The sequence below is a fragment of the Aliivibrio fischeri genome (genome assembly GCF_009727955.1).
GTDB classification, from domain to species: domain Bacteria; phylum Pseudomonadota; class Gammaproteobacteria; order Enterobacterales; family Vibrionaceae; genus Aliivibrio; species Aliivibrio fischeri_A.
In genome coordinates, this window is record NZ_WOBR01000010.1 from 280,272 (window position 1) to 303,761 (window position 23,490).

Sequence of the window (23,490 nt, forward strand, 5' to 3'; positions counted from 1 at the left end):
CTCTCTCGAGCGGAGGGGCTTTTTTATAATCCCATCCATTCCGTAAATGGTTTTTTCTTACTCAACTTATCAATAATCTGCTGCCTTACTTTTCGATGCTGTGGGTCATTAATATAACGCTTATGGTATATAAACTTATACTTAGCATTATCTAATTTTACAGGGCATGGATAAATCGCCAAATTCAGCTGTTTTTCCCACCGCTTTGCAAATGATTGAGAAACTAAACCCAAAGAATCCCCCTGCGAGACAAACATAAGCACACTTGATAATGAAGATACGGTTAATGCAATATTCCTTTCTTCAACAGGCTCTTGAGCTATTTGTTCAAATCCATTCATCCCTTGCCATAAAGCAGAATAAATCACATGCGATTCGCGATAATAATCTTCTTTTGTCAGTTCACCTTGAATTCGAGGATGATTCTTTGCACAGACAACCACCAAAGGTTCAACGTAAGCGTCTTCAATAACAAAGGCAGAATCTTTTATCGTCGCAACGTCCAAAACTAAATCAACTTTTTGTTCCCTTAAGTGTTCAAACAATATTGATTGACTTCGTGGAGATTCTGCAAAATTAATTTGTTCTAAACCAACCAATGAATGAAGAATAATTTCAGCACAATACACCGATAGTGTATTTTTATCATTAACCGCATCATTAATCGTATCTAATGCGAATTGAAACTTAGTTGCTAACGCATGCGCTTTTGATGTTGCCTCTATTCCACGACCTTTCTTAATAAATAATTGCTTACCTATCTCAGATTCAAGACGTTTGATTGCCGCACTCACCGCAGGTTGAGTCAACGCTAATAATTCAGATGCTTTTGTATATGATTGACATTGATATACCGCCATAAACGTACGAACTAAATTTAAATCCATAACTTATTAATACTCACTTAGGGTTAAAAAAGCAGTCAAAAAACACCCAATCCATAAATTCAATTTTGGTAATGGCATAAGTTAACCTTATTTATCACCACTCTACCACTGGTATATTTATTACGCACTTACTCAATAGCAGTAATGTGCGTTAACTCATTAAGATAAATAAAAAGAGCAAATAATGAAAAAAACACTTTTATTGATTTCGCTTCCTCTATTTTCATTATCATGCATTGCAGAAGATACAACACAAGACATGTCTGACCCTCTAGCAGTTTACACTCAAGCAGGTTTTGGCATAACAGATAAAGGCATAAACCTAAAAGTAGGACAAACTTACGATACAGGTAATGCCGATACTGCTGCAATGAACATAATTGAACTTAAAGGGATTGGCGGAGAGCTGCTGAACCTACGCAATAGTGATGATTACCCTTCTGTCGATGATTCTATCGATTCATTTCGTTTTCGTAATTTTAGCGCAAACATGAAGAACGGAAGTGGTCATCAAATAGATATGTCTTATGACGTAGAAACTGAAACCCTCTCAAGCTCATACAGCATCATCCAAGCCCTACCAAAGATGGGAATATTCAGCTTTTTCCCTCTTGCTGGTGCAGGAGTCACAATCCAAAACGATCAAACAGGAGCTAATGGATACAGTATTCCAGGCACTTTTGCTTTAGTTGGTATGTATGCGAAAGCTCAATTAACCGACAAAATTTGGATCAACTACAACCCTATGTATATGTCTGCCCTTTCCGGATCTGATAACTACAAAGAAAGTGCTTATGGCAATGGAAACAGCGACATTTTAACTCATGAATTCGCTATTTCTTATCAAATCAATCCGAGATCTAATATTCGATATTTTGCCAACTGGAGTGAATATACCGACATCTCCAAAGGCGATCACCGCATCGAATACAACTACCAATTTTAATAGCAATATCCGTTTTTAATTAAACGTACTCTACACTTTATGGAGCTTTTATGAACTTAAAAAAACGTAACACCAAAAAGTTTGCACTTAATGCGTGCACGCTTGCTCTTGGTGCCGCCTCTGCTGTAGCTCATGCTGCAGATAAACCGAATATTGTAGTTATCTTTGGTGACGATGTAGGCTACTGGAATATCAGTGCTTACAACCAAGATATGCTTGGTTATTCAACACCAAATATCGACAGTATCGCAAAAGATGGTATTAAGTTTACTAACTTTTATGCGCAACAAAGTTCAACGGCTGGACGTTCAGCCTTTATTACAGGTCAAATGCCAAAACGTACAGGCCTATCAAAAGTTGGGATGCCTGGAGCTCCTGAAGGCATCAGCGAAAAAGATCCAACAATAGCAACAATGCTAAAAGATCTTGGCTATGCCACTGGCCAATTTGGTAAAAACCATCTAGGTGACCGAGACGAAATGCTTCCAACAAATCATGGCTTTGATGAGTTCTTCGGTAATTTATATCACTTAAATGCTGAAGAAGAACCAGAGAATGTTGATTACCCTAAAGACCCTGAATTCCGTAAGCAATACGGCCCTCGTGGAGTCATAAAATCTTCTGCCGATGGCAAGATTGAAGATACGGGTCCATTAACCAAGAAACGTATGGAAACCATTGATGATGAAGTATTGGGCGTAGCTTCAAGTTTCATCGAAAAACAAGTAAAAGCAGACAAACCATTCTTTACTTGGATTAACACCACTCGCATGCATAACAACACGCACATTGATGGCAAAGCTCGAGGCAAAACAGGGCTAGGTGATTATGCAGATGGCATGGTTCAACACGATGAACAAGTAGGCCAAATCCTAAAACAAATCAAAGATCTTGGTATTGAAGACAACACCATCGTTGTTTACACCACAGACAACGGCCCAATGATCGCCACATGGCCAGATGCAGCAATGACTCCTTTCCGTAGTGAAAAAAATACGGGTTGGGAAGGCGGTTTCCGTGTTCCTGCAATGGTTAAATGGCCAAATCATATCCCTAAAGGCAAAAATATTAACGGCATGATGTCATTAGAAGACTGGATGCCAACATTACTTGCAGCAGCAGGTAATGACCACGTTAAAAAAGACCTGTTAAAAGGCAAACGTATACAAGGTAAAAATTATAACGTTCACTTAGATGGTTATAACCAATTACCAATGCTTACAGGTAAAACAGAAGAAAGTGCCCGTAAAGAATTTGCTTATTGGAGTGATGATGGTGACCTACTTGCTATCCGTTACGAACGCTGGAAATTCCACTTCATGATCCAAGAACATGAAACAGGTTTAGATGTGTGGAGATACCCATTCACCAAACTTCGTGTACCGCTAATTTTTGACTTAAAAGTTGATCCACTAGAGCGTGGTGACGGTGGTATGGGTTATGACAAGTGGATGTATGACCGTTCGTACGTACTTGCATTAGCAAAACGTGAAGCTGCCAAAATCTACAAATCTTTTGAAAAATTCCCGCCTCGTATGAAAGCCGGTAGTTTTGTTCCAAAAGAAGATTAATCCACTCTAACTAGCAATTTATAGTGGCTCTGAGTAGAGCCACTATTTTAAAAGATAAGTGATGTTATGCCACACAACTCAATAAAACATTCAACACGATTAGATGTTATTCCACTAAAAACAGCAGAAAAACAAGTCGGTTCTCAGCGCCGTTTTCATGTCATGTCTAAGCCAGGAGGCTCAAAGTGTAATCTTGATTGCCAATATTGCTTTTACCTTCATAAGGATGAGTTGCTTCACCAACCAAAGCAACCAATGATGGATGACACCACCTTAGAAGTGTTCATAAAGAGCTATATTGAGAGTCAAGATGGTAATGAAATTGTCTTTTCTTGGCAGGGAGGCGAGCCCACTTTACTGGGTTTAGACTACTTTAAAAAAATCGTTCAATTACAGAATAAATACTGTCCAAGCGGAGTGAAAATCGAAAACGATTTACAAACTAACGGTATTTTATTAAACGACGAATGGTGCCAATTTTTAAAAGATAACCAATTTCTTGTTGGTTTATCAATTGATGGACCAAAAGAGTTGCATGATAAATATCGTGTAACTCGAAGTGGAAAACCAACTTTTCATTTGGTTATGGCTGCCGCAAAACGCTTACAAGCACACCACGTGCCTTTTAATGCTCTTGTTGTGGTAAACCGTCACAACGCAAAACATCCCTTAGATGTTTATCGATTCTTAACAAAAGAACTCGGTACAACCTATATCCAGTTTACCCCTTGCGTTGAGGCAAAAGATTTTGCCACTACTGCCCCTCAGTTTTGGAATGAAACCATGATACCCAACAAAGGAAGTGAATTGGCAAAACCCGGTCACCCAATGTCTATTGTTACTGATTGGTCGGTTGATCCTGATGATTGGGGACATTTCTTAAATACAGTATTCATTGAATGGGTAAACAACGACTTAGGACGTGTATTAGTGAACCTATTTGAAACGGCAGTCGCTCAAGTTATGGGTAAAGAATCTCAATTATGCGTTACAGCTGAGTTTTGCGGAAAAGGACTCGCAATGGAACACAATGGTGATGTATTTAGCTGTGATCATTACGTCTATCCAGAATACAAACTCGGAAATATTCGCGACCGTGGCTTAAATGAATTTGCTTTTTCTATTCGTCAACACGGTTTTGGAATGGCAAAACGAGACAGTCTTCCTTCCTACTGTAAATCATGCCCACATTTAAAATTATGCTGGGGAGAATGTCCTAAAAACAGATTAATTAATACTCCTAATGGTGAACCCGGATTGAATTACCTCTGCAGTGGTATTCGTGCCTTTTTTGATGAGAGCCTTCCCATGCTTACAGGATTATCTGTATTGCTACAACGACAAGAAAGCGCACAAAAATAGCAACACGCTCATATTATTTGGAATTATTATGCATAACGCTCAAGCTTCTATTACTGAATTATTCGATCACGTAAATCGTTCTGTTATCGGTCAACCGCATGTCGTGAAATCCCTAATCATCGGATTATTGACCAATGGTCACGTTTTACTTGAAGGCCTGCCAGGCACAGCAAAAACACGTTCAATCAAAACATTGGCCGAAGCATTAGACGTTTCTTTTGGTCGTATTCAATTTACACCAGATCTACTTCCTTCTGATGTAACAGGAACAGAGGTATACCAAGAGATCAATGGTAAACCTCAACTTCATTTTCAAGCTGGCCCTATTTTTAACAGCATTGTATTAGCAGATGAAATTAACCGCGCTCCAGCAAAGGTACAAGCAGCATTACTTGAAGCGATGGCCGAAGGCACAATTACTGTTAGTGATAATACTCATAACTTACCAGAACTGTTTATGGTATTAGCCACTCAGAACCCAGTAGAACAAGAAGGCACCTACCCTCTTCCTGAAGCACAAATGGATCGCTTTATGATGAAAGTGAATGTCGATTACCCAGACGATACCGCCGAAAAAGAAATTATTCGCTTAGTTCGTAATGAAGAACAGCAAACAAACGATAATAAACCAAGCAAAAAAAACGTTCATATCGATCCCAATGCCATTTTAACGGGACGAAAAGAACTGACCGCTGTTCATGTCTCCGACATTGCAGAAAACTATATTGTGGCTTTGATTATGGCGACTCGTCATCCAGAACGCTACCCCCATACACAATTAGAAAAATGGATAGAAGTTGGAGCCAGCCCTAGAGCGTCTATCGCCTTAGATAAGTGTGCTCGTGCGCATGCTTGGTTAGAAAATAGAATGCACGTTCTTCCTGATGACATTCGCGCCGTAGCTCATTCCGTATTAGGTCATCGTATCAGCCTAAGTTACGACGCATTAGCAGATGGCATAAGCTCAAAGGATGTCGTTCAAGTCTTATTAAATAATGTGGCTATTGGGTGATTCTTGTATGACACACGCATCTAATACAAAGATCAATCAAGAGATATTAGATCCTAGGATTTATTGTGACTACACTCGCCTTGTTAAATTAAAAACCAACATCGATGGGTTCTCATTTTTTCCATATTTAAAAACCAGTCGACAATTATCAGGTCGTCATCTATCTAAATATCGTGGAAGAGGGTTAAATTTTGACGAGTTACGTCATTACCACCTTGGTGATGATATCCGTAATTTAGACTGGAAAGTCACACTGAGAACAGGAAAGCCACACGTCAGATCTTATACTAAAGAAAAAGATCATAACGTCATTCTATGCGTGGACCAACGTTCAAGCTTATTCTTTTCCTCTATTGATACCATGAAATCCGTCATCGCTGCTGAGCTAGCAAGTTTATGTGCATGGCGTGTAGTTAAAGAAAGTGACCGCGTCGGTTTTTTCTTAATCAATGACAAAAACACAGAATGGATGCCACCAAAACGCAGTCAAAATGATGTATTGAAGTATCTAAAAAAACTGGCGGCGATCAATCAATCACTACAAGTAAATACAAAAGAAAAACATTCAATTTCATTCTCAAACGCACTTCATTCTCTTAACCGTCGTAATTTGAAAAATAGCATCATTATCATATTCAGCGATTGGGTAAACATCACTGAAGAAGACGTTTCATTATTAAAGCACCTACAAAAATATAATGACATATTAAGCATATTGATCAGTGACCCAATGGACTCTTCCCTCATGGCAACCCCTTCATCTAAATGGGTTCTCAGTAATGGCATACATCAAATTAATTTAGAAAAACGACAAGACATTATCAAAGCTAATTATCACCTAGAAAAAACATACCAAAACCGTTGTGAAGCATTACGCCAGCTAATGGCTATAAAGCGCTTACCTTTCATGGAAGTTTCAACTGCAGGAAATCATATCTCTCAATTTACACGTCTACTGAGAGCGAGATAGTCATGGCTCATACACCACCAACAACTTATGTTTTAAAAGGGTTAGCGGATGTCCAAGTCCCGCCCTCTATCTCTTGGCTTCCCCACACTATCGGTTGGAAGATTCTATTTATTGCCTTTACCGCGTTTTCATTATTTGCAATTTACAATGCATTAAAAAAATATAAAAAAAACCGTTATCGTCGCCTTGCAATAAAAGACATTTCTTTAATTAATAGCGATAACCCATATAAAGCCACATGTGAACTTTTTCATCTAATGAAGCGTGTCGCTGTTCATTTAGAACCATCAAATGCATCGAAATCAGGAAAAGAACTACTGCAATTTTTTCTAGAAACCAAGACCGTAAATTGTGTGCATTTCCATAAAAAATTAAGCGAGCAGGCATTACAGCAAATGTGGTTACCTGAAACCAAATTTACGCTTATTCCAGAACAAGTTGAAGTACTGCGACACCAATTCAGATACTGGTTACTTCATCATTCACTTGAGAACTATCACAAAAAAGATCAGAAGGTAAATGCACATGATTAACCTTTCTTGGTCTAGTATCGAATTTATTCATCCTATGTGGTTATGGTTACTCCCTCTACCTTTACTGGTCACCCGAATTGCACCGTCTTATCGAACCCAGCAATCAGCGATAAAAGTGCCATTTTTTCATATCCTTACTGAAGCGTTAGAGATCTCAGTATCTGATGATGCAAGTCGATTGACACCTGCTAAATGGCAACGAATTTTACTTTCTCTTTCTTGGTTAATGATCTTAATTGCATTAACAAAACCAACGCTATTAGGCCCACCACAAACTCGCGAACAATTTGGTCGTGATGTGATGGTTGTTGTTGATTTATCTGGTTCAATGGCCGAAAAAGATTTCACCTCAACCGACGGGGTTAAAATCAGCCGATTAGATGCCGTCAAAAAAGTATTAAATGATTTTGCTAAAACACGAAAAGGGGATCGTCTTGGTCTCATATTATTTGGTGATGCCGCTTTTGTACAAACGCCATTTACAGCTGACCATGATGTATGGCTCGATTTACTCAATCAAACTCGCGTAGAAATGGCAGGAAAAAGTACGCACCTTGGTGATGCTATTGGCCTAACAATAAAGCGCTTCGAAGAAAATGATAACTCACGATCTATCAACATAAACTCTCGTGAAAAAGTCGCAATTATTCTCACTGATGGCAATGATACAGACAGTTACGTTCCTCCTGTAGATGCTGCAAAAGTAGCAAAAGTGAAAGGTGTACGTATACATATGATTGCAATTGGTGACCCACAAACTGTAGGAGAACAAGCCCTTGATATGGATACTATTAATACTATTGCTGATGCATCTGGCGGTCAGGCATTTCAAGCGTTAAATCAAGATGAACTAATCAAAGCTTACGCTGAAATTAGTAAATTAGAACCTCAACTCTACCAAAGCACTACCTATCGAACAAAACAAAGTATTCATCAATATCCAGTGATGGTTATGTTACTGATTCATTTGTTCTTCTTTGGATTTATGTCATGCAAATACGCATGGAAAAAGACATTTCATTCCAAAGGAGACCATCATGTTTGATTCATTAAGTACTCTAGGGACGTTATTAAAACAAATAATTTCTCACTTTCATTTTATTCGCCCTTTGTGGCTATCGCTATTGATCCCCTTCACTAGCATCCTATACATAAAATGGCATCAAGATACGAAAAGGAATAATAAAAACCAACTTCCTGAGCACTTACACCGCGTATTATTGATAGACGAAAGTAGTTGGAAAAAACAGTTACCATTAAAGCTATTATTTGTCGTTATTTTCCTTAGTATTCTGATTTGTGCAGGCCCCACTTGGCAAAAGCAGCCTTCTCCTTTTGGGGAAGATAAAGCACCTTTGCTCATCGTATTAGACACCAGTAATTCTATGCTTGAGAAAGACGTATTACCCACTCGACTCATTCGTGCAAAACAGAAAATTCAAGATTTAATTGCATTACGAGATGGTGGTAAAACAGGTCTTATTGTCTACTCTGGCACCGCTCACCTTGCCATGCCATTAACACAAGACTCTGCTGTTATTACTCCTTATCTCGCAGCTATTGAGCCTAAAATCATGCCGATTGAAGGAAAATCAGCATACAAAACAATACCTCTTATCAAACAACAATTTTCAACTTTATCCAAAAATAATCAGCCATTAAGAGGGACGGTTATTTTACTTACTGACGGAGTAACAACATCAGATAATCAAGCATTTGAAGACTATTTCAGTCACTCTTCAAATCAGTTATTAATTCTTGCTGTTGGTGATAGTAACCAGTCGAGTGATTTCCCTCTTAATATGGACTCGTTAAATGAATTGAATCAATTAAGTCATGGGCACATCACTCAAATAACCATAGATAATAACGATGTCATTTGGCTAAATAACCAAATTGAACGCCATATGCAACTCAGCAATGATTCAGTTATGCCTTGGGAAGATATTGGTTATTACCTTCTCATTCCTGTTCTGTTTCTGTTGCTACTGTGGTTTAGACGAGGTTGGCTAGTGCAATGGTGCGCAGCCCTAGTACTGGTTAGCAGTATTGGGCTTTATTCTCCTATTAGCATGGCTAAAATGGTTCAATCGACATCAGCACCAAATGAGTTAAATACAAATAACAAACAAACATTATGGGTTCAAACCACCCAATGGTGGATGGACTTATGGCTAACGCCAGATCAACAAGGTCAATGGTATTTTGACCGCAATGAGTACGCCAAAGCAGCACAACACTATCAAAATCCTTTGCATAAAGGCGTTGCATTTTATTATGCAGCACAATATCAGCAAGCCTACACGGCTTTCATGGCAGGGATCCCTGACTTACAAAATGCACTAGAAGAAAATCGGTCTGTAAACACTCAAGATAAAATAGATAATCAAAAAAATATTGATGTTTTATTATTTAATACTGCCAATGCCCTTGCTAGACAACGTGAATATCTTGCTGCCCGTGACCTATTTCAAGCGATAGTAAATCGCTCTCCATACAATAAAGCAGCTCAACATAACCTCACTCTTATACAAAATATTATTGATGAAATAAATCGATTAAGTGAAAGCCAAGCTAATACAGGAGAAGTAGAACAATCTCAAGACCTCCCTGATGATGAGCCTCAAACCGCTGATGGTGCCGATGAACAAGTCCTTGAATCTCAAATAATCAAACAAACTCTTTCAGCTGAGCAAATTTTAGCGAATGAAAAAGTGGCAGAAAAGTGGTTACGTCGCGTTGAAGCTGCTCCTAAATACTTTCTACAAAATAAATTTCATATGCAAACGCTTTCAGATAAAGGAAATAAATAATGCGTCAAATATCCTTCTTCCTTTTTTTATTACTAAGCGCAACCAGTTTTTCTCTTTATGCTAGAGAAGAAGCATCACCAACACTACGAGAGCTTGTAAATAATAAAATAACAATCACAAGTTGGTTAAATTCAGATAAAAATAAAACCACTACTGTCGCAATTAATCAGCCAGTTATTCTAACTGTTGATATTGCAACACCCCGATGGTTCACCGATGGAACGGCAATTGAACGCATATCTATTCCAAATATCATAACCCAACAACGTAATTTACAAGCCACCAATTATAGCCTAATGGATGGAGAGCAAACATGGTCACATCAACGTTGGGAGATCCCCCTATTCCCACAAAAATCGGGACAATTCACCGTGCCATCCATTGGTGTAAAAGTCACCGTTTCAGTAAAAACAGGAAAAAGCATTACTGGTATTTTATTTACTCAACCACACCGTTTTTCTGCAAAGCGTCCAACAAGTCAAATGACGAATCCTGATGAATGGATAGTTGCTCCTAAGGCCTCACTCACTCAAGAATGGCAATACATCTCTTCGACCAAAAATAAAATTAATACACCAAACGACAATAAAACATTTCAATTAAAAGTCGGAGATGTAATAACACGAACCACTGTTTTAGAAGTACCTGATTCTCTCGCCATGTTACTTCCAACAGTTATCCCCAATGAAAAGATAAATGCCCTTCAACGTTATACGGACCCAGTTCAACTTATTGATAAAAATACCCGAGGTAATTTCACTTCAATCAAAAAAGAATCGGAAACCTATATCTTACAAAAAGGAGGAAAAGTCACTTTACCTCCAATTTCCATTCCGTTTTGGAATACCACCACACAGCAGTCAGAAACATTATTCTTAGAAGGGAAAACGTTTATCGTCAAACACACACTAATATCATGGCTAGCAGCCTATTGGTATTGCATCTCTTTGTTCTTGATCAGCAGTACCATTCTTGTTTTATTAACAAAGAAAATCAGACTCTATTATCGTACACACCCTTACCCTGATTTCTATTTATTGTGTCAATCAATGTACTCTCACGCATGGCCAAGCATTCGACTTTATATCTATAGAAAATACGCAAAAAAAACAGACCAATTAGAGCTCAAAAAGTACCAACCCAATAATAAAAAAGAGTGGGATATTCAAAGTGAAAATCTACAAACCTCTGAAATATCAAAAATTAAAACATTATGGATATGGTTCAAAATTAAGAAGTGATTTAGAAAAAAACAGACTTAAATTCCAGTTTTACAGTAAAGATATTAAGCAAAAAAATTAAATAAAAATATTTATCAACGAAATATAAAAGCAAAAAAAACGTTGTTAAATCACCGTGTGCTATCTCTCACGACCTAAATTTCGACCTTATTTATAACATTAATAATAGTAAGGTTTAAATGTAACTACATGTGTATTTTAATTAAAATTTGAGAAAAACTCATGAAAAAAATAATAGCCAATTCTCTTATTATTAGCCTCCTTAGTACCCTACTTCTAAGCGGCTGTAATAAAGAAGAAATCAAACAAGCAGTAACCCCTTCACTGCCTAAAGTGAAATCACTAACTCTAAATCCACAACCAATTACTCCCCATTTAGAGTTTATTGGAAGAACATCATCAGTAAGTAGTGTAGAGATCATCCCACGAGTTGGTGGTGAACTCAAAGCGATTCATTTTAAAGATGGTGATTTTGTAAAAAAAGGCGATTTACTCTATGAAATAGATCCTCGAGTTTTCCATGCAGCGGTCAATTCTGCAAAAGCCTCATTAGAAAAAGCGCGTGCAACATTAAAAATGACAACAAGCAACGCAGAGCGTGCAAAACAGCTAATCAAAGATAAAAGTATCAGTGTTCAGCAATACGATACTGCCATTGCTAATTATGAATCTGCAAAAGCTGATATATCTGAAAAACAAGCAACATTAAAGTCCGCTCAACTCGATTTGGAATTCTCACGTATTTATGCCCCTTTCTCCGGTCGATTAGGATTTTCTCGCTACAAAGTAGGGGAGCAAATTACAGCACTTCTTCCACCAAGTTCAACAATGAAAAATAGCTTAGTTTCTCTAACAAAAGTGGATGTTATCAACTTTGACTTTAACGTAGATGAGAAAGTATATCGCCGCATTCGTAGTGCTATTGATATTGTGAGAAATAAAAACAAAAAACTTAATTTAGATATTCGCTTAACATTATCTGACGGCACTGAATACGCAAAAAATGGCAAGATCGCAGCCGTAGGCAACAAAATAGACCCATCAACAGGTTCGATTCATGTCCGCGCCATTTTTGATAATACTGGCTACTCATTAATGCCGGGTGAATTTGGCAAAATTAAAATCGGCTTAAAAGAACGTACTGTTGATGGTCTATTAATTCCAAAATCATCCATCCAACAAGATCAAGCGGGTAACTATGTCATGCAACTTAATGATAAGAATATAGTTAAACAGCAGTATGTGATCTTAGGGCAAGCTTATGGCACCAATAAAGCCGTTATTTCAGGCTTAAATAATGGTGATCGTATTGTGACGGAAGGCTTACAAAAAATCCGTCCGGGAATACAAGTTGAAGAAATCACACCTGAAAAGTAATGCACAATTAGGACAGACATCATGTTAAGTAAATTTTTTATTCACCGGCCTAAATTTGCATTAGTGATTTCATTGGTAATGACATTAATGGGCTTAATTGCACTAAAAGTATTACCAATAGCAGAATATCCGGCTATTTCACCAACCGTAATTATTGTAAATACCGTTTACCCTGGGGCGAATGCCGATGTGGTAAAAAAAACCGTAGCACAGCCTTTAGAATCTAAAATCAATGGTGTAGAAGACATGATTTATATGTCTTCAAACATTGGTAATGATGGTAGCTATAGTCTTCGAGTTTATTTTCGAATTGGTGCCGACGGGGACATGGCACAAGTTCGTGTTAATAACTTAGTATCGCAAGCAACGTCAACCCTTCCACCCGAAGTGAAACAAATTGGGGTAACGGTCCGTAAAAAATCATCCGATATTTTAGGTGTTGTCACCCTTAGTTCGCCAAATAAAACTTACGACAGTATTTATTTATCAAACTACGCTGATCTTAACCTTGTCGAACGATTAAAACGCCTCGAGGGCATGAGTGACATCACCTTACTTGGTAAAAAATCATACTCTATGCGTATTTGGTTAAATCCAAATAAAATGAGTACGTTGAACTTAACAGCTAAAGATGTCATTGGTGCAGTTAAATCACAAAATATTCAAGTCGCTGCTGGGAAAATTGGTGGGATGCCAGCTCCTGATCAACAACAAAACCAGTATGTTTTACAAACCAAAGGGCGGTTAACCTCAACAGATGAATTCGCTAATATTGTTATTCGTGCGAATAAAGATGGATCAATCATTCGTTTGTCGGATGTGGCTCGTTTAGAGCTTGGAGCACAAGGTTATGAAGCGGATGGTCAATTAAACAATCAACCCGCAGCCGTTATGGCTCTGTATCAACTGCCAACCGCTAATGCTCTTGATGCTATGAGCAAAGTGAAAGCTGCCATGAAGGAGTACAGCAAAACCTTTCCTGATGATTTGGAATATAACATTGCTTATGACTCCACAGAATATGTTGAAGCCTCTATTGATGAAGTGTACGAAACATTAATTATTGCCGCTTTGTTAGTTGCGATTGTTGTGTATGTTTTCCTTCAAAACTTACGAGCTACCGCCATCCCTATCATTGCTATTCCAGTCTCGATTATTGCAACATTTGCGGTAATGAGCCTAATGGGAATGACAATAAACACCATTTCACTTTTTGGTTTAATACTCGCTATTGGTATTGTGGTTGATGATGCGATTATCGTTGTAGAGAACGTTGAACGTATCATTCACGAAAAACACATGAAGCCTATCCCTGCAACCATTGAGGCGATGAAAGAAGTAACAGGTCCAGTTCTTGCCACAACGTTAATTTTGCTTGCAGTGTTTGTGCCTGTTGCCCTACTTCCTGGTATTTCAGGAAAAATGTTTAACCAATTTGCGGTAACCATCTGTGTATCAGTATTAATCTCAGCCATTAACGCCTTAACTCTGTCACCTGCACTATGTGGATTAATCTTAACGGATAAACACAGTGAACCGGTTGCGCCACTTAGAGCGTTTAACCGCGGATTTGACGCTGTAACGAAAAAATACCAATTTCTTGTTGGTTTTATGAGTCAACGTCTCTTGGTATCAAGTGTTATCTACATCGCCCTTATTGGCGTTTTAGGCTACACCTTTATGACCATTCCTACTGCCTTTGTACCTAATGAAGATAAAGGGGCATTTATGGTGGAAATGCGATTACCAGATTCCGCATCCTTACAACGTACCATTCCTATTCTGCAGGATTATACTCGAGATCTTTTAGAAATGGATGGTGTCGAAGATGTGGTTTCTGTTAGTGGATTCTCTTTAATTAACATGTCTGCAATCCCTAACGCAGGGATGCTTATCATCAAACTAAACAATTGGGATGAGCGTAAAGACCCAGCTCTGCACCAAAAAGCATTAATGAATAAAGTTCGACAAATGCTAAACACCATTCCAAACGCTAATGCTCTGGTTTTTGCTACCCCTGCTATTCGTGGTATGGGTTCTGTTGATGGCTTTAACTTTGTTCTAGAAGATAACCTAGGGCGGTCACCACAAGCATTAGCACAAACTACACAGAACTTTGTTGCTAAAATAAATCAATTGCCTGAAGTTGCGCGCGCTTTTTCTATTTTTAGAGCCAACGTACCGCAACGTTTCATCGATGTTGATAGAGATAAAGCAATATCAATGGGGATCCCACTTAACGATATTTTCCAAACGTTACAATCTCAACTGGGTGGTGCGTACATCTCTGATTTCAATATCTATGGACGATCTTTTCAAGTAAAGGTACAAGCTGAACAAGAGTATCGAGACAGCACCGATGACATCAATAACCTATATGTACGAAACAACACAGGGAAAATGGTGTCATTAGGAACCTTAGTGAAGATAAAGCCAATATTTGGCCCTGATTCACTCATGAATTACAACTTATTTGGTTCTGCTACCATTAATGGTGTTCCGGCACCAGGTTACAGCTCTGGTGATGTTGTAAAAGCCATTGAAAAACTCGCAGAGAATGAACTGCCTAAAGGGTATTCATTTGAATGGTCAGGAATGACATATCAAGAGCTAGAAGCAGGCAATGCCGCTCCTATTGCCTTCGCTCTATCTCTCTTATTTACTTATCTGTTCTTAGTTGCTCAATATGAAAGTTGGAGTATTCCGACAGCTGTTATGATGGCGGTTCCTATTGCTATTTTAGGCGCGATGGCAACCCTATTCGCTCTTGGCCAACCTTTCGATTTATACGTTCAAATTGGTATCGTCATATTGATTGGTATGTCAGCCAAAGTAGCTATATTAATCGTTGAATTTGCCAAAGTGCTAAGAGAAGAGAAAGGCTATTCAATTATTGAGGCCGCTAAAGAAGCAGCTCGATTGCGTTTTCGAGCTGTTCAAATGACCGCTTTTGCATTTATTTGGGGCGTTTTCCCCCTGGTTATTGCATCCGGTGCAGGTGCTGAATCTCGTCATTCATTGGGATTTGCAGTATTTGGCGGCATGATCCTCTCAACATTGATAGGCACAATCTTTACACCTGTCTTTTTTGTGACAATGCAGAGTTTAAGAGAGAGATTCAATCCTAAAAAATAATTGAAAACAATATACTCATTAACATTAAACCTACAATTGTATTTTCATACTTTGTAGGTTTATTGATTACTATCTTTATTATTTATCAGGCTTACATAATGAAAATTAAACCCTTTATATTACTACCTCTTCTCTTTTCATGCGGAGCTAATGCAGCGGGAACAGTAAAACCTAATTCTGAAAAACTGGCTGACGACCCCACCCGAGTCGTAACAGAACTAGGAATTACCTACAGCGATAATTACGATACTAATAATGATAGCTGGTCGCTCACAGGGTCTATTGCATTCGATCCCGTACGAAAAATAAATATCAGATTAAATGATGACCAGAGTGAATGGCGCGTTGGTGGGTCATGGCTTTTTGATTTTGGTATCGTCAATTTTAATTTTGGTAAAAATGAATTTGATAACAAAAATACACAAACAAACTATAGTGTAGGTACATTTGTTCCTTTGAGTTACTTCGGATTTGAACCTTTAGGTATTCAGATTTTTCCAACGATTGGTTACAACTACAACGATGGAGAAGAAGTGTGTGATGTGAATAACCCTACAGGTAAATGCCTAGACAACACACCTACATTTGACGATCATTACATGATGGTTCCAACGAGCAATCAGAGCGGTTATGTTGGTGCTTTTGCATTAAAACCATTAAGCCAAAAGCTAACATTAATGATGGCAACAGGAGCTGCAAAAGGCACGAATGATTACGATGCATGGTGGTTATTCGGTGGTGTAAGTTACAAGCTCGCTGAAAAACAAACCCTTAGCACTTTCACTTATATGATTGATAATAGCTACGGTCAAGAAGAACGCTTCGGTATCACGTATAAATACACATTTGATTAATTAAATTTATTTGTTTGTTAGATGACGCACAATAGGCGTCATCTAACACTTAACCTCAATTTAGCTATTCAACGCTTCTTTTATCTCGTCTGAACTAAATCCATGAGAATATAAGTAAGCATAAGCTTTGCTTTTCTCTTTTGAGTTACTCAAATCAAAGCGTTTTTTATCTAAACGTAGTCGGCAGTTTTCATAAAAATCAATCGAACCATCCATTTCTAATTTTTCAATTTGTTCATCAAAGTTTGTAACATCAATCAGTTTTTGTTGAAGCTCTCGTTTAATGACGGATTTTCCTTTTAACTTACGAGCCAACTTTTCTATTTCTTTAACGATATCAGCTTTCTCTGCTTTTATTTGCATTTTAGAAGGAAGCGTTGATGCAATAGGATGAGACTTAATGACTTCTCGTACGTCGGAAGATTTAAAACCGTATTTCATTAAAGTTGAATATAGCTTATCGCTTGAATACGAATCTAACGTCATATTACTTAAACGATTGTTCAATATAGTAAATTCGCAAATTTCATCACGATTGATCAAATAATCAATCGCCTCATTTGCATCTGACTCGTTAATCCCTTTTTCTTTTAGCTTAGATAAAATGAATTGACTGCCTTTTTCTGAGTTGAATGCCATCTCGGCAAAATTAATAGCAAAATCCTTATCTGATTTAAGGTAGCCTCGGCCAATAAGATCAGACAAAACCGTATCAATCCATTCTTGATTATCCGTTTTTGCTTCTAGCTTTTTTCTCAATTCATCAATCGTACGATCTTTTGCTTCAAGGTGATAAAAAGCACTACCATAAACGTTATCAATCGTTTTTGCTTGCTTAATGGGACGTTGAGTAAACATAAAAACCTCGAAGACAATGGAATATCTACCGACTCTAAAGCACTTCGCCTTTGGTTACTACGACAAATTGAAAATACCTCTGATATATTGTCGTTAATTAAAATAAAAAGACCGTATTGAATGATTTCATACAGTCTTTTAATCACGATTAATTAAGCATAGATAATAGCTTGCTCGCATGGCATTCAGAGCGAACATTAATATCTTCAACCGAACCATACATATCAGGGATATAAAGCATATTATGGCTATAAACATAATTAATATCTTTAACCTGACAATACCTCAGCATTTGCTTTAATGGTTTTAACAGTTCATCTATCGTTAATGCGATTTCCTTTTCATTACCATACGCAGACTCTTGTCCACCAATCGTAAAAGAAAAAATAAACTGTTTATCTTTTAATTGCGCCCCCTTTTCACCACCAAACGCAAACCCATAGCAAATCACATCATCAATCCACTTTTTCATCAGAGCAGGGAATGAATACCAAAATAGAGGGAACTGAAAGATGATGGTATCAGCCTGTAATAAAGCCTCTTGCTCCTCAATAATATTAAACTCAAAATGCGTATTTAAATCTTCGAGCTTTCTTATGTTTAGCTGACTTTCCATAATGTTACTTTCTAAGTATTCAAGAATCGCTTTATTACTAATGGAACTTTCATGATTTGGATGACCAGAAATAATCGTAATTTTCTTCATTTTATCGCCTCTTATGTGGGTAAGTGAGTAGAATAAGATGAATATTTCATTTTGATAATATGGTACTGTTGGGTTTCACTTTTCCATTTATGGGATAATAAAAGGATTAAATGATGAAGGAAGACTGGCTATTATTTGCAAAAGTTGCTCAGTATCAAAGCTTTTCAGGAGCGGCAAGACGCTTATCAATCCCTACAACAACAGTCAGTCGACGTATTCAACAATTGGAATCTCAACTAGGGGAAAGACTCTTTATTCGTAATACAAGATCAGTAACTCTAACTGAATTTGGCCAACGTTTATTGCCTAAGACTAAACTATTAGAAATGGCGCTAGAAGAGCTGCAGTCAACAATTGAAAGTCACTCACAAGAAATCAGTGGTAAACTCAAGTTATCAACCTCTGATACATTGTCCCAATTTTTACTACCGAGTCTAATTAGCTCTTTTTCATCGCAGCATCCATTAATCAATTTTGATATTTCTTCCTCAAACAGGAATGAACAACTCCTTAATGAGAATATAGATTTTTCTTTTCGTATCGGGCAACTGGAAGACTCAAACTTAATTGCATATAAACTCTGTGAGATAGAGTATGTGTTAGTCGCTGCACCTTCCTTTATTGAAAAGAGCACCATAGGCATCACTCCGAAAACGCTAATTCAACATCCTTGCATCATTATCAATATCGATGGAAAAGAAGTCCCTTGGTTTGTATCAAGTGATGATCATGTATTAGAACTGAATACATATAAAAAGTATCGAGTTGATAATCTATTTATCGCTAAATCTTTAGCTGAATCAGGAAATGGTATTACTTTATTGCCTAAGTTTGTCGCTAAAGAAGCTATAAAAACAAACACGCTCGTTACCGTATTAGATAGTGTCAATATACAAAAGAATCCACTCAGTTTGATCTATTTTGATAAACATTTTCTATCGGAGAAATCTAAGTGCTTTTTGAAGTACATTAAAGAGCAACGCTCCCATATAGAGAGCGTTATTAATCCAACTATATAACAATTAAATAAATTGTGCTTTTTTCACTGCATTAGCCTTTTCCAGTGAAGAGAGCACTTGATTTAACCGTTGAGGCGATAATTTCGTTTTCTCATAACTTACGGGGACAAAATCCCGTTGTTTATACGGAGTAAAATCTGAATACTCAGCACGACATTCATAATAACTTTTTACAATCGAATCTAATGATACATAGCCAAATCGTTGATAGGTTTTTTGCAGTCTCTCTTCGAACCGTCTTATTTTGCAATCTTTACTTATCATAAAATTAAAAGATCATTGTGTGATCTGCTTACTCTCTTTTATTTATATGTGACACACAATTTGCCACATGAAAACAAAAGTCTCTTGAGCATTACTAATCATATATTTGAGAAGAATGCTAAGTATCTATTCTTTCTTATTGATAAGTTGCTAATTTTGCCGCATTTCTTTATTTATGGAACTTATCATGGTATTGCTACTCAATAACCATAATCAATTCAATCAGCTAAGGCATAGAATGAATCCTATTATTACAGTGAGTGGTGTATCTAAACACTACCCTGACTCGAATCAAGCTCAACAAGCTCTTGATAATATCAGCTTCACTTTATCTCCTGGCCAAGTATTAGGCCTACTTGGACACAATGGTGCAGGAAAATCGACACTTATCAATGCGCTTTTAGGTGCACATCGTTATAGCGGCAATATTGAAATTAATGGTTTAGATCCAATCGAAAATCACGCAGAGCTAATGAAGCATTTAGCGTATATCTCGGATGTAAATGTGTTGCCTGAATGGATGACAATAAAACAAATCTTAACATACACATCAGGCGTTCATCCTTGTTTTGATATTAATAAAGCATTGTCGGTATTAGAAAAAACCAACATTAAATTGAGTAGTAAAATTGGTAGTTTATCTAAAGGGATGAAAGTCCAAGTTCATTTAGCTCTTGTTATCTCTACCAATGTAAAAGTACTCATTCTGGATGAACCCACTCTCGGCTTGGATTTGTTATATCGAGATAGCTTTTATAGCAACTTAATGGAATGGTTTAATCAAGGTGATAGATGCTTAATCATCGCAAGCCATGAGGTCAGTGAAATTGAAAAACTACTCACTGATGTTCTGATTCTAAAACAAGGAAATTGTGTCAAATTCGACACGATGCAGAATATCCCTCAGGGAACGCTCGCTGATCTGTTTATCACTTTACAAAAGGAGACAGTGTAATGCGTCCTTCTTTCTATATGATACAAAAAGAGTTGATTGAACATAAAACAGTAACCCGTGTACCACTATTTATTCTGCTATGTGGTGTGTTGCTTTTTTTAAGTTTAATGATGAATACCAACTTGCAAGATAATCTGTTTATTTCTGTTCAAACTCAGGGCGATTTTACGCCTTTTTCTACTGAATTCTCAAACGATGTGCAACTCATGTTAAGTTTTATGGCGGGGATCCTATCTCTTGCTTTAAGCACAACATATTTATCTAAAACCTTACGCAAAGAACGTAACGAAGGCAGTTCTGCTTTTTGGCGCAGTATGCCAGTTACAAGCCAACACACACATGCAGTTAAACTTACTTTTGGGCTTATTGTTATTCCACTAATTTTCTCTATTTTAGTGCTTATTGCCAATTTATGTTTATGGTTTATTAGCTTATCCAGTGATTCTGTTCTCGTTTTGTTGCATGAGCACTCATCGCTTCTTTACGTGATAACTAGCTGGTTTCAATTTTTAACTCGAATGCTATTAGTCAGCATTGTTATGTTACCAATAGCAGGGTTAATACTGGCCGTATCCCAAGTATCTAATTCACCATTAATTGTATTGTTCTTGGGAGGATATGCATTAAAGCTCTTATCCAATTGGGTGTTAGGTTGGGATGGGATTTCTCAATTTCTGTCTCATATATACCAAATACCAACGACCGTTTTATTATCACACAACCCATTAGCCAGTTTTGAACATGCTGGCATAGGTTTTTTAAGTCTATACGCTTTGCTTGGGGCTATCGCTCTGTTTGTTAGTATTTCTTTATATCGAACAACAGAAATCTCGTGGCAATCATTAAACCCAAGTTGGTTGATTAAAAAATAAAAACAAAAAAGGAGATCATATGATCTCCTTTTATTTATTATTCTATGATTTCTAAACCAATTCAGACTGAACTTGAGTAACTCGAACTTTATTCGCTTTATTATTATCAATAGATAATACTTCAAAACTCCAGTCTTGATACTCTAAGGTATCTCCAACAGCAGGTACATTGCTTGTTAGCCACATAAACATTCCTGTCAGTGTTTGGTAATCCCCTTCTTTCTCTTCAGGTAAAGTAGCCAGATTTAAGGTATCTTTTAGCACTGTTGTCGGAATTGAACCATCTAAAACCCATTCCGTTTCTGATACTTGATCAGCCCATGCATCATTCGGGTTTTCAGATTTAAACTCACCCGCTAACGCTTCTAACAAGTTCTTTTGCGTTACAATACCTTGAGCATCACCATATTCATCAACGACTAGAGCTATCTCTTCACCCGTCGTTTTTAGTAACTCCAACAATTCACTGCCATATTTTGTTTCTAAAATCGTTAAACAAGGTAATAAATTACGCATTAACCATTTGGTTCGGTGTTCTTGATGTGCTGCTTTTAGTAAAAATCGTGATGTTGTAAATCCAAGTACATTGTCCATTCCACCACGTGTTACAGGGTAAATAGAATATTCTGAGCGCAATAATTTCGGTAAGTTCTCATCCCACGATTGCTCGGTGTCGAAATAAACCAATTCATTTCTTGGGATCATTAATGATGCAACTCGTCTATCATCTAATTGTAAGATGTTTCGCACCATACTGTGCTCATGTTTTTCAATAACACCTTGCTCAGAGCCTTCTGAAAGCAAAGCGTGAATATCATCTTCAGTAATCGATGCTTCATCGCTATTTGAGCGACCTAATAAACGTAAAATCGCATCTGTTGAGATAGATAATAAGAATACAAATGGTCGAGAGATAGAAGCTAGCATGCTGATCAATGGCGCTATCAGCGTTGCAATACGTTCTGCGTGAAACTGAGCTATACGTTTTGGAACAAGCTCACCAACAACGATTGACACATAAGTGATGATCACAACAGTCGACATGGTCGAAACGGTAGACGCTAATCCTGCTGGAACACCAAATGAAATAAGGAAATTTGAGATCGGGCCAGAAAACGCGGCCTCACCCAAGATACCATTTAAGATACCAATCCCGGTAATACCTATCTGTACGGTAGATAAAAACTGAGTAGGCTCTTCGCCTAATTTAATCGCTTTAGCAGCTGACTTACTGCCTTCTGCTGCTAATTTCTGTAATCGACTCTTTTTTGCTGTCATGAGAGCAATCTCAGACATAGCAAACACACCATTAATCACAATTAGAAAAAGTAATATGGCAATATCCAATGTAAACCTCGAATTATTAAGTAATAAAAACAACGTACATACGTTATTATTTTCCTACTCTTATATGCCTGATTTACAATAAGGTCAATAACTATATTGACCTTATTTTAAGCACTTGTTAATGAATAAACATATAGTTACATTTCGTTATACTTATCCATCTCAAACACCTAATTTTTAACTAACTCTTTTTATTTTTGATCAAGTCGTTTAATTAATTTGGCAGGCGTTCCACCGTACAAACAATCAGATGGCACATCATGGTTCACAACTGAATTTGCAGCAATTACCGAACGAGCACCAATAGTAACGCCTTGATTAATTACTACGCTACCACCAACCCATACATCATCTTCAATGATAATAGGCTTACAATAAGTTTCCCAACAACGACGGCTTTTGTAATCCAATGAATGAGAAGCCGTATAAAACTGAGCATTAGGGCCAATTAGTACATTATTACCAATCGTAATTTCTGCCCCATCGAGCATGGTCACGTTCATATTGATAAACGTTTCGTTTCCTATAGAGATTGTCTTTCCAAACTCACAAAAGAAAGGCGCTTGAATAAAACTCTGACCAAAAACATTAAATACATTTGGTAAAATAGATAACTTCTCTTTTGTTTCAGTACTTCGATTAAATTGTTGAAGATACTTTTGTGTTTGATTACGAATAGCGTCAATTTCAGGATCACCGCCATCAAATACCAAACCACTTTTCATTTTTTCAAATTCGGTCATGCTAACTCCCTACAAAGCAAAAATC

20 protein-coding genes are annotated in these 23,490 nt (G+C 37.3%); 15 read left to right on the plus strand and 5 right to left on the minus strand.

Annotated elements, in window-relative coordinates:
• Window positions 1-23: 23 nt before the first annotated feature.
• Window positions 24-887: a LysR family transcriptional regulator gene (locus GNP81_RS14405; RefSeq protein WP_155657511.1), complete on the minus strand. Its 864-nt coding sequence runs from the start codon at window positions 885-887 to the stop codon at window positions 24-26.
• Window positions 888-1,071: 184 nt separating this feature from the next.
• Here GNP81_RS14405 and GNP81_RS14410 point away from each other — a divergent pair, with 184 nt between their 5' ends.
• From GNP81_RS14410 to GNP81_RS14465, 12 genes are all read left to right on the plus strand, one after another.
• Window positions 1,072-1,833: a hypothetical protein gene (locus GNP81_RS14410; protein WP_155657510.1), complete on the plus strand. Its 762-nt coding sequence runs from the start codon at window positions 1,072-1,074 to the stop codon at window positions 1,831-1,833.
• A 50-nt stretch (window positions 1,834-1,883) separates the two neighbouring features.
• On the plus strand, window positions 1,884-3,404 hold the full coding sequence (locus GNP81_RS14415) for an arylsulfatase (protein WP_155657509.1): 1,521 nt from the start codon (window positions 1,884-1,886) through the stop codon (window positions 3,402-3,404).
• A gap of 66 nt (window positions 3,405-3,470) precedes the next feature.
• Window positions 3,471-4,766, plus strand: a complete 1,296-nt coding sequence (locus GNP81_RS14420; protein ID WP_155657508.1) for an anaerobic sulfatase maturase — start codon at window positions 3,471-3,473, stop codon at window positions 4,764-4,766.
• Window positions 4,767-4,794: 28 nt separating this feature from the next.
• Entirely contained in the window at window positions 4,795-5,778 is a 984-nt protein-coding gene (locus GNP81_RS14425; RefSeq protein ID WP_155657507.1) for an AAA family ATPase, read from the plus strand.
• A 7-nt stretch (window positions 5,779-5,785) separates the two neighbouring features.
• Window positions 5,786-6,748 carry a DUF58 domain-containing protein gene (locus GNP81_RS14430; protein WP_155657506.1) on the plus strand — a complete coding sequence of 321 codons (963 nt, stop codon included), beginning with the start codon at window positions 5,786-5,788 and terminating at the stop codon, window positions 6,746-6,748.
• A 2-nt stretch (window positions 6,749-6,750) separates the two neighbouring features.
• Window positions 6,751-7,281: a DUF4381 domain-containing protein gene (locus GNP81_RS14435; RefSeq protein WP_155657505.1), complete on the plus strand. Its 531-nt coding sequence runs from the start codon at window positions 6,751-6,753 to the stop codon at window positions 7,279-7,281.
• Entirely contained in the window at window positions 7,274-8,326 is a 1,053-nt protein-coding gene (locus GNP81_RS14440; RefSeq protein ID WP_155673867.1) for a vWA domain-containing protein, read from the plus strand. The genes GNP81_RS14435 and GNP81_RS14440 overlap by 8 nt, the downstream gene beginning before the upstream one ends.
• Entirely contained in the window at window positions 8,319-10,094 is a 1,776-nt protein-coding gene (locus GNP81_RS14445; protein WP_155673868.1) for a vWA domain-containing protein, read from the plus strand. The genes GNP81_RS14440 and GNP81_RS14445 overlap by 8 nt, the downstream gene beginning before the upstream one ends.
• The gene (locus tag GNP81_RS14450) at window positions 10,094-11,335 is read left to right on the plus strand and encodes a BatD family protein (protein ID WP_155673869.1); all 1,242 of its coding nucleotides are present in this window, start codon (window positions 10,094-10,096) and stop codon (window positions 11,333-11,335) included. Before GNP81_RS14445 ends, GNP81_RS14450 begins: the two co-directional genes overlap by 1 nt.
• Before the next feature lie 222 nt (window positions 11,336-11,557).
• Complete coding sequence (locus GNP81_RS14455) at window positions 11,558-12,712, plus strand: efflux RND transporter periplasmic adaptor subunit (protein WP_155673870.1); 1,155 nt, start codon at window positions 11,558-11,560, stop codon at window positions 12,710-12,712.
• A 21-nt stretch (window positions 12,713-12,733) separates the two neighbouring features.
• A complete protein-coding gene (locus GNP81_RS14460; protein ID WP_155673871.1) occupies window positions 12,734-15,847 on the plus strand; it encodes an efflux RND transporter permease subunit in 3,114 nt (1,037 codons plus the stop codon).
• Between the two features lie 98 nt (window positions 15,848-15,945).
• The gene (locus GNP81_RS14465) at window positions 15,946-16,701 is read left to right on the plus strand and encodes a hypothetical protein (protein ID WP_063647922.1); all 756 of its coding nucleotides are present in this window, start codon (window positions 15,946-15,948) and stop codon (window positions 16,699-16,701) included.
• A gap of 60 nt (window positions 16,702-16,761) precedes the next feature.
• On the opposite strand, the gene GNP81_RS14470 is transcribed toward GNP81_RS14465, so the two are convergent.
• A complete protein-coding gene (locus GNP81_RS14470) occupies window positions 16,762-17,559 on the minus strand; it encodes a RecX family transcriptional regulator (protein WP_155657500.1) in 798 nt (265 codons plus the stop codon).
• Window positions 17,560-17,707: 148 nt separating this feature from the next.
• On the minus strand, window positions 17,708-18,265 hold the full coding sequence (locus GNP81_RS14475) for an NAD(P)H-dependent oxidoreductase (RefSeq protein WP_155673872.1): 558 nt from the start codon (window positions 18,263-18,265) through the stop codon (window positions 17,708-17,710).
• 110 nt (window positions 18,266-18,375) lie between these two features.
• Between GNP81_RS14475 and GNP81_RS14480 the strand changes: the two genes are divergently transcribed.
• From GNP81_RS14480 to GNP81_RS14495, 3 genes are all read left to right on the plus strand, one after another.
• The gene (locus GNP81_RS14480) at window positions 18,376-19,284 is read left to right on the plus strand and encodes a LysR family transcriptional regulator (RefSeq protein ID WP_155673873.1); all 909 of its coding nucleotides are present in this window, start codon (window positions 18,376-18,378) and stop codon (window positions 19,282-19,284) included.
• Window positions 19,285-19,786: 502 nt separating this feature from the next.
• Window positions 19,787-20,503, plus strand: a complete 717-nt coding sequence (locus tag GNP81_RS14490) for an ABC transporter ATP-binding protein (RefSeq protein WP_196587363.1) — start codon at window positions 19,787-19,789, stop codon at window positions 20,501-20,503.
• Window positions 20,503-21,375 (plus strand): hypothetical protein, encoded by an 873-nt coding sequence (locus tag GNP81_RS14495; RefSeq protein ID WP_155673875.1) that lies wholly within the window; start codon window positions 20,503-20,505, stop codon window positions 21,373-21,375. Before GNP81_RS14490 ends, GNP81_RS14495 begins: the two co-directional genes overlap by 1 nt.
• A gap of 51 nt (window positions 21,376-21,426) precedes the next feature.
• On the opposite strand, the gene GNP81_RS14500 is transcribed toward GNP81_RS14495, so the two are convergent.
• Both GNP81_RS14500 and GNP81_RS14505 read right to left on the minus strand, forming a co-directional pair.
• Complete coding sequence (locus GNP81_RS14500) at window positions 21,427-22,722, minus strand: hemolysin family protein (RefSeq protein ID WP_063655277.1); 1,296 nt, start codon at window positions 22,720-22,722, stop codon at window positions 21,427-21,429.
• A gap of 191 nt (window positions 22,723-22,913) precedes the next feature.
• Entirely contained in the window at window positions 22,914-23,465 is a 552-nt protein-coding gene (locus GNP81_RS14505; RefSeq protein ID WP_065622537.1) for a sugar O-acetyltransferase, read from the minus strand.
• Window positions 23,466-23,490 lie beyond the last annotated feature (25 nt).

Excerpts from the sequence above, each read along its gene's own strand:
- GNP81_RS14405 (WP_155657511.1), bottom strand. The coding sequence starts at position 887 with ATGGATTTAAATTTAGTTCGTACGTTTATGGCGGTATATCAATGTCAA.
- GNP81_RS14410 (WP_155657510.1), top strand. The coding sequence starts at position 1,072 with ATGAAAAAAACACTTTTATTGATTTCGCTTCCTCTATTTTCATTATCA.
- GNP81_RS14415 (WP_155657509.1), top strand. The coding sequence starts at position 1,884 with ATGAACTTAAAAAAACGTAACACCAAAAAGTTTGCACTTAATGCGTGC.
- GNP81_RS14420 (WP_155657508.1), top strand. The coding sequence starts at position 3,471 with ATGCCACACAACTCAATAAAACATTCAACACGATTAGATGTTATTCCA.
- GNP81_RS14425 (WP_155657507.1), top strand. The coding sequence starts at position 4,795 with ATGCATAACGCTCAAGCTTCTATTACTGAATTATTCGATCACGTAAAT.
- GNP81_RS14430 (WP_155657506.1), top strand. The coding sequence starts at position 5,786 with ATGACACACGCATCTAATACAAAGATCAATCAAGAGATATTAGATCCT.
- GNP81_RS14435 (WP_155657505.1), top strand. The coding sequence starts at position 6,751 with ATGGCTCATACACCACCAACAACTTATGTTTTAAAAGGGTTAGCGGAT.
- GNP81_RS14440 (WP_155673867.1), top strand. The coding sequence starts at position 7,274 with ATGATTAACCTTTCTTGGTCTAGTATCGAATTTATTCATCCTATGTGG.
- GNP81_RS14445 (WP_155673868.1), top strand. The coding sequence starts at position 8,319 with ATGTTTGATTCATTAAGTACTCTAGGGACGTTATTAAAACAAATAATT.
- GNP81_RS14450 (WP_155673869.1), top strand. The coding sequence starts at position 10,094 with ATGCGTCAAATATCCTTCTTCCTTTTTTTATTACTAAGCGCAACCAGT.
- GNP81_RS14455 (WP_155673870.1), top strand. The coding sequence starts at position 11,558 with ATGAAAAAAATAATAGCCAATTCTCTTATTATTAGCCTCCTTAGTACC.
- GNP81_RS14460 (WP_155673871.1), top strand. The coding sequence starts at position 12,734 with ATGTTAAGTAAATTTTTTATTCACCGGCCTAAATTTGCATTAGTGATT.
- GNP81_RS14465 (WP_063647922.1), top strand. The coding sequence starts at position 15,946 with ATGAAAATTAAACCCTTTATATTACTACCTCTTCTCTTTTCATGCGGA.
- GNP81_RS14470 (WP_155657500.1), bottom strand. The coding sequence starts at position 17,559 with ATGTTTACTCAACGTCCCATTAAGCAAGCAAAAACGATTGATAACGTT.
- GNP81_RS14475 (WP_155673872.1), bottom strand. The coding sequence starts at position 18,265 with ATGAAGAAAATTACGATTATTTCTGGTCATCCAAATCATGAAAGTTCC.
- GNP81_RS14480 (WP_155673873.1), top strand. The coding sequence starts at position 18,376 with ATGATGAAGGAAGACTGGCTATTATTTGCAAAAGTTGCTCAGTATCAA.
- GNP81_RS14490 (WP_196587363.1), top strand. The coding sequence starts at position 19,787 with ATGAATCCTATTATTACAGTGAGTGGTGTATCTAAACACTACCCTGAC.
- GNP81_RS14495 (WP_155673875.1), top strand. The coding sequence starts at position 20,503 with ATGCGTCCTTCTTTCTATATGATACAAAAAGAGTTGATTGAACATAAA.
- GNP81_RS14505 (WP_065622537.1), bottom strand. The coding sequence starts at position 23,465 with ATGACCGAATTTGAAAAAATGAAAAGTGGTTTGGTATTTGATGGCGGT.